Raw genomic sequence first — 6794 nt, 5'->3', positions numbered from 1 at the left:
ATGCCGAACTCAGTAGTGAAACGAAACAGCGCCGATGATAGTGTAGCATTTGCTATGTGAAAGTAGGACATTGCCAGGCTCCAAATTGAGAAAGCCCGACTAGAAATAGTCGGGCTTTTTTACGTCTGGAATAAAGAAGGTTCGAGGTGAAAGGTAATAGGTTAAAGGAAAAGAATAAGAGCCTAAAGCCTACTCTATACATTTGCTATGTGACTTTTTACCGCTGTGGGCACCACGACATCCTAAGGCGTAGCGCACCATGGCTCCAAATTGAGAAAGCCGCTTCAGAAATGAAGCGGCTTTTTTACGTCTGCAGGAAAGCTATTGGCTTCGAGCCGTCAGTGTTAACCTTTGACATGCGTGCGCCATTTTTAATCTTGAGAAACTAGCGCCCTTTAAAAGGAACTGCTATCTAGAAAATGCACTTCTAAAACAACCCATATTCTGCTGTTTCTTCAGCATGTTGATGCATTAAGTGATCAGGTCTAAAGATTGCACTTGGGTCTATGAGTACGCTATGTTTATGCTCAAGTTTTATTAATCCTCGCATCATATTTTTGGTCTGCGGGTCAATGTCAAAACCTACATCTGTTAGCTTATCTAAAGGCTTGATATCTTCTTTTTTATAACTGATATTATCCTCGACTTTATCAACAAGTAGTCCTATATGTGGGTTTCTACCATCTTTTGTGGTAAAAATGATGATTGGCTTATAATCTAAAATAATTTGTTCTTTGGCTGATTCGAACAGTCTAATTAATTGCATAAAATTGCTGTTTCGCTCAATATTTAGGTCAATAAGAGCTTGCTTTGGATTGCCTTTTTTTACTAGTTCAATTTGCTTATTAGCACGACTATACAAGCGTGCATGAGGGATCTTAAATCGTTCTATAATTGCTTTAAGATCTTCATTTTCGGTTTTAAAGCTGCTGTACCATTTTGCAAAGTTAGATTGCTGAATGTCAGTGTTGTGGTTAAAAGGTTGATTTTGGTTAATGCTATTTTCAAGTGCGAAAAACCATTCGTGTTGTTTTTGTTCCCACTCACTAAATAAATTCACTAATGATAAGTTGGTATCTTGAGTTGATTGTTTGTTGAGGATAATACCTAGATCAAATATTGGAGTGGGGGTTTCCATATAGTCTTTAACACCAATAAAACTTTTATTGTCGTTAGGTAATGAGGTTAAATTATCTTCAAAGCGTTCAGTTAAAAGTATGTCGAGAATTTTTAATGAAATTGTTTTCTGGCCTACTCTAAAATTAATTAAGTCCATAGTGTCCTCACCTCCTAAATATATAGCTTAATAATAGAACATTATTTAGAAAGCGCAGCTATTTTGTTAAAACACAGAGCGATAGACAGTATGCTTATTCTTATCAGTTTTATTGACGAATAACGCGTTTATTTGTTTATCTTCACTAAAAATAATATTTAGGCGCTGCATTAAACAATTATGTTGCAGTGGTTGCGGGCAGCGTTGTGCTGCGGCGCTAAACACCATTGCATTGAGATAGCCTTCAAAGTGCAGACGATTAGGTGTGTTAATTTGCGCTGCAGCCATATCTTTTAAGAATTCAGTGCACCAATAGGCGTCACATTTATTAGGGTTAGGGACTACTTCGGTCGCCATAAGTTTACTGGAGTATTTTAGGCGAGCAAATAAGTCATTGCTTGAGGCAAAAGATATGCTGGTGTAGTCAGGCATAAACTGTTGTTCATGGGCACTATTTATAAATTCAGATAATGGTTTGTATGTGCCTACTAAGCAAATGGCTGTAGCACCACTGGCTTTTAGTATTTCTAAGGCGCTCATTATCTCATTACTGTTTCGTTGATAGCGCGCGACTTTAACTGGCTTTAGATTGTGTTTGGCGAGCGATTCTCGCAATCCAGATTCTACTACAAGACCAAATTCATCTGCTTGAATTAAAAATCCAATACGTGTGTGATTGTTTTCTTCGACTAGGTATTTTATTTGCTCGTCAGCTTCATCATCGTAGCTAGCTCTTATGTTGAATACATTAATTGTTGGCTGATAATGCAAAAATTTAGCGCCGCTGTAAGGCATTAAATATGGAATTTGCAGTTGTTCAAGGATTGGTAAAACAGCAAAGCTTGTTGGAGTTCCCATTGCACCGAATAGCGCATCTACTTTGTCTCGATAAATAAAGTGACGAGTATTACTTACTGCGCGTTTTGGTTCATAGCCATCGTCGGCGACTATTAATTCTACGTGTGCTCCATTGATACCTCCGTTTTTATTTAGCTTGTTAAAATAGATATTACTACCTAGGTAAAGTTGTTCACCAATTTGTTTGGCAGGTCCTGTTAACGCGGTAGACATGCCTAATTTTATCGCTGGCTTGTTCTCGGCATAGGCGAAATTGCTATGTGAAAATAAAAAGAAGAAAAGAACGCTAAGGTAATTTTTTAAGTAAGTATTGTTCATACCAATTAGTAACAGCCTGTTTGAATAGTTTATCGAGTGATTTTTTACCACGGATCTGTAAAACTATTTGTGCCTTTTGTGATGACCAGTTTTGTAATATTAGTCTAATAAAAAGACATTTGGTATTTTCATCGCAATTAGATAAGCTGCTTGGTGTGCACCAAAGTGTCCGCCATAATAAAGGTTTGATGGTAAAAATTTGGTAATCTGTTGTTAGTAATGCAGCTAGACGTGTATCTTGGATGTTATCAGCGTTATGTTGAGCACAGTCACGCAGTACTTGTTCGACTAATTGTTGATCTAACTGATTGAAATGATCAAGTAGTTGCAATGCAAAGTCTGATTGAAAATCAGTTTTCAGATTTTTAATTAGCGAGCTGCGATCAGTTAAACTTTTAGCCACAAGAGCTGCATGTTCTGCAGTCGCTTTATCTTGCATAAAGCCTAGTTTAACTAAACTAAACCCCGCCATTTGCCAAAACTTGAGTAGGCTCGCATTAGCGCCAAAGCTGGCTCCAAACCAGTCACAGCTCGATGCTAGTTGCCGTTCACAATGAGCAATAAGTTGTGAGCCAATACATTTACTATGCTGTGATGGAGCTACAGCAATGCGCACAACACGAGCACACAACCTTGTTAGTACGTCAGCATTAGCACTTAACTGTGCTAATGTTTGCGCCATCAAATGCCCCTGTGGGCGACGTTGACCACTAACAACCTGTTGACTCAAGTCTGCGGTTAAACCGCCTTCAATCGCAATTAGGCATACTGCAATAATAACGCCTTGTTGCTGACATACAAAGATGCGTTGCTCTGTCGCGTCGAGTAAGTGGCGCAAGTCATTCACGCTAGTTTGATAATGCGCTAATGCTAATAGCCCAATGACTTGACGCAGTAGTGCTTCATTTTCAGCAAGGTGTTGGGGAGTCAGTTCAGAATAGAGCAGAGCGCTGGTGTCTAGCGTAATATCTTGATAATCGGCGTCAAGTGCTAACAAATTACAAATATGCTGTTCTAGCGGATCATTCGCTGCGAAGCGAATTGGTTGCTCTAGAGTAACACTATGCATATTTTTATAATGTTGCTCTAGGTAACGTTTGAATTTTAAAGTATACCCGCGGCCATTCCCTTCATAACCTACCATAGTGCTGGCAAATATAATGCGGGGATAATGCGTGAGCATTTTAATTAATAATGGTACTGGGATCGCAGCAGCTTCATCAACCAACAATACATCACAGTCAGGTAGTTCATTTAGTAATTGATCGGGTGCGATATAATGCAAGTTGGCGAGTTGTTTATCCCGAGTTTGATAGCTTAATCCTCGTGCTGCGGCAAAGTGTTTAAAACAGCTGTGTAGGGCGTTAAACTGCTGTGCACAAATGAGTATTTTTTTATCGTTAAGTGTTGCAGCAGCAAGCCCTAAAGCCGCCGATTTTCCACGGCCACGATCTGCGCTGATCAATAAAGGGCGATTGGCTCTACCGTTGGCAGTTCTAATGATTTGCTCGATGCAAAATTGCTGTTCAGTTAGGTTTATTTTACCTGCTAGCTGGCTTGTTTCTGGTAACGTTTGCCAGCCTGATTGTTGGCTCAGGTGCAGATACAAATTACTCTGGAGTAAGCGTGCCAAGCGTTGGTTAAAATAACTCTGCTGTTGTTGTTGAGCAAATGATTGAAAGGCGGTCAGTGCTGGGTCACACCAATAGTGTAAATCATCAAGTTCTGGCAACAATACAATAAATAAACCGCCAGCCTGAACAGTGCCACTAAGAGCGGCAAATTTGTCTGGCACTAAGCCACTAAAACCGTCATAAATAACATGCTGAAATTCTTGGCCAAGAATTTGATGAGTATGTTCAGGCCAGCTACTGTCAGTGAGTTCGCCACTAGTTGATAATACCTTAACAAGCGGATGGCAAAGTTGCTTGAGTAACTCATTAGCCTGTTGATAACACCAGTTTTGTTCGCCAGTAATGAGTAGCAATTGCCTATGTTTAGCATAGGCAATTTGCGGTAGGATATTACTTATTAACGAGTTAAATGGCTTGTAGTCGTGCATAAACAGTTACTAACCACTTACTACCAAAGTCATCAAAATTCACTTGTACGCGAGATTGAGCGCCACTGCCTTCGTAATTAATAACCGTTCCCATACCAAATTTTGCATGTAATACGTGTTGTCCTAAGCTAAAGCCACTTTCTTCAAATACGGCATGACTAACTGATGAGCTAAATCGTCCTGCTGCGGGTGGTCGCGATACTTGAGTTTTAATACGAATTTCTTCAATACAATCTTCAGGCATTTCACGTAAAAAGCGTGATGGACTGTGGTACTTTTCTTGACCATAAAGACGGCGGCTCTCGGCATGGCTAATATAGAGTTTTTCCATCGCACGAGTCATCCCGACATAACAAAGACGACGCTCTTCTTCTAACCGACCTGATTCTTCATTACTTTGTTGAGATGGGAACATGCCTTCTTCAACACCAACCATAAATACGAGTGGAAACTCTAAGCCTTTCGCTGAGTGCAACGTCATCATTTGCACTGCATCTTCATGTTCTTCAGCTTGGCCATCACCTGATTCCAGTGAGGTATAAGCCAAGAATCCTTGCAGTGGTGAGCTAAACTCTTCATCTTCCGGGAGTTCGTATTGGCCACAGGCGCTGATCAGCTCTTCTAAGTTTTCTACCCGAGCGCGGCCCTTTTCGCCTTTTTCTGCTTGATACATCGCCATTAAACCAGATGTTTGAATAGCGTATTTCGCTTGCTCTTCTAAAGTGAGATCACCAATTTTATCTTCAATATGTTCTACCAGTTCAACAAACTTAGTAACAACCGTCGCCGCACGTCCTGATAAATGTTGTTGTTCTACGATGGCTTTGGCGGCGTACCATAATGGTAATGATTCGCTACGCGCACAATCGCGAATATGGCTTAAGGTCTTATCGCCAATGCCACGAGCAGGAGTGTTAATCACTCGCTCAAATGCAGCATCATCCTGACGATTACCTACGAGCCGTAAATATGCCAGTGCATCTTTAATTTCCTGACGTTCAAAGAAGCGCATACCGCCGTAAATTCGGTACTTCAAGCCTTCTTGTAACATCGCTTCTTCAAGTACCCGCGATTGCGCGTTACTACGATATAAAATCGCCGCATCTTGTAGGGCATTACCAGCGTTTAACCAGCTGCGTAATTTGCTGCTTACAAAGCGCGCTTCGTCTAATTCGTTAAAAGCGGCATAAACAGAAATAGGTTCACCATCATTGCCATCAGTCCAGAGGCTTTTACCCATTCGGTCTGAGTTATTTTGAATAAGTGCATTAGACGCTTTTAGAATCGTGGCAGTAGAGCGATAGTTTTGTTCAAGGCGAATAGTTTCGGCTTTAAAATCGGTCAAAAAGCGCTTAATGTTTTCAATTTTAGCACCACGCCAACCGTAAATACTTTGGTCATCATCACCTACGATCATGATGCTGTTGGTATCGCCGGCTAATAATTTAAGCCATGCATATTGAATGGTGTTGGTATCTTGAAACTCGTCTACTAGCATATGGGCAAAACGTTGCTGGTAGTGACGTAGTAAGGTTGGATTATTTTTTAGTACTTCAAAACTACGTAATAAGATTTCGGCAAAATCAACTAATCCTGCTCGATCACATGCTTCTTGATAAGCGGTGTAAACTTTAAGCATCATTTGTTCGTTGATGTCGTAAGCTTGGATATCTTTGGGGCGCAGACCTTCATCTTTCTTGGCGCTGATATACCAGCCAAACTGTTTTGCAGGCCATTTTTTGTCATCAATATTCATGGCTTTTAATAAGCGTTTGATCATTCTAAGTTGATCATCAGAGTCTAAAATTTGAAACGCTTCTGGTAAGTTTGCTTCGCGATGGTGGGCGCGCAAAATACGGTGTGATAAGCCATGGAAAGTACCAATCCACATACCACCTACTGGTGCCTGAAGGGCCTGTTCAACGCGCGTGCGCATTTCTTTAGCTGCTTTATTGGTAAAGGTTACTGCAAAAATACTATAAGCGGAGGCTTGCTCAACCTGCATTAACCATGCGATACGATGAACGAGTACTCGAGTTTTCCCAGAGCCTGCGCCAGCAAGCACCAGCATATTTTGGAGTGGGGCTGCAACTGCATCCCGTTGTTTATCATTTAAACCGTCGAGTAATTCTGAAACGTCCATCATCACGCCTTTTCAATCAATATTAAAAGCAGTATAACAGGTGTTTTTGTTAGGCTAAATAAAATACTGTTTTTATAACCAGTTAATTTAATACATAGTCTAAAGGCTTTAAAAACTTAATGATTCATTTATAGTCA

At 40.4% G+C, this 6794-nt stretch carries 4 protein-coding genes; all 4 read right to left on the bottom strand.

The genetic code is table 11. The features are described 5' to 3' along the window. Nucleotides 1–427: 427 nt before the first annotated feature. The 4 genes from H5187_RS16390 to uvrD all read right to left on the bottom strand — a co-directional run bounded on the left by H5187_RS16390 (nt 428) and on the right by uvrD (nt 6657). Nucleotides 428–1276 carry a chemotaxis protein gene (locus H5187_RS16390; RefSeq protein WP_182794658.1) on the bottom strand — a complete coding sequence of 283 codons (849 nt, stop codon included), beginning with the start codon at nt 1274–1276 and terminating at the stop codon, nt 428–430. A 66-nt stretch (nt 1277–1342) separates the two neighbouring features. Further along, nucleotides 1343–2347 (bottom strand): ABC transporter substrate-binding protein, encoded by a 1005-nt coding sequence (locus tag H5187_RS16385; RefSeq protein ID WP_259400349.1) that lies wholly within the window; start codon nt 2345–2347, stop codon nt 1343–1345. Nucleotides 2348–2420: 73 nt separating this feature from the next. Further along, nucleotides 2421–4514, bottom strand: coding sequence for a GNAT family N-acetyltransferase (locus H5187_RS16380; RefSeq protein WP_182798045.1), 2094 nt, complete (start codon nt 4512–4514; stop codon nt 2421–2423). Continuing rightward, entirely contained in the window at nt 4492–6657 is a 2166-nt protein-coding gene (gene uvrD / locus H5187_RS16375; protein WP_145242582.1) for a DNA helicase II, read from the bottom strand. The genes H5187_RS16380 and uvrD overlap by 23 nt, the downstream gene beginning before the upstream one ends. Nucleotides 6658–6794: the final 137 nt, after the last annotated feature.

The organism is Pseudoalteromonas sp. SG44-1, from assembly GCF_014164315.1.
Lineage (GTDB): Bacteria > Pseudomonadota > Gammaproteobacteria > Enterobacterales > Alteromonadaceae > Pseudoalteromonas > Pseudoalteromonas rhizosphaerae.
Note: the sequence above shows the minus strand (reverse complement) of the source record. Positions and strands in the feature narration are given on the sequence as shown.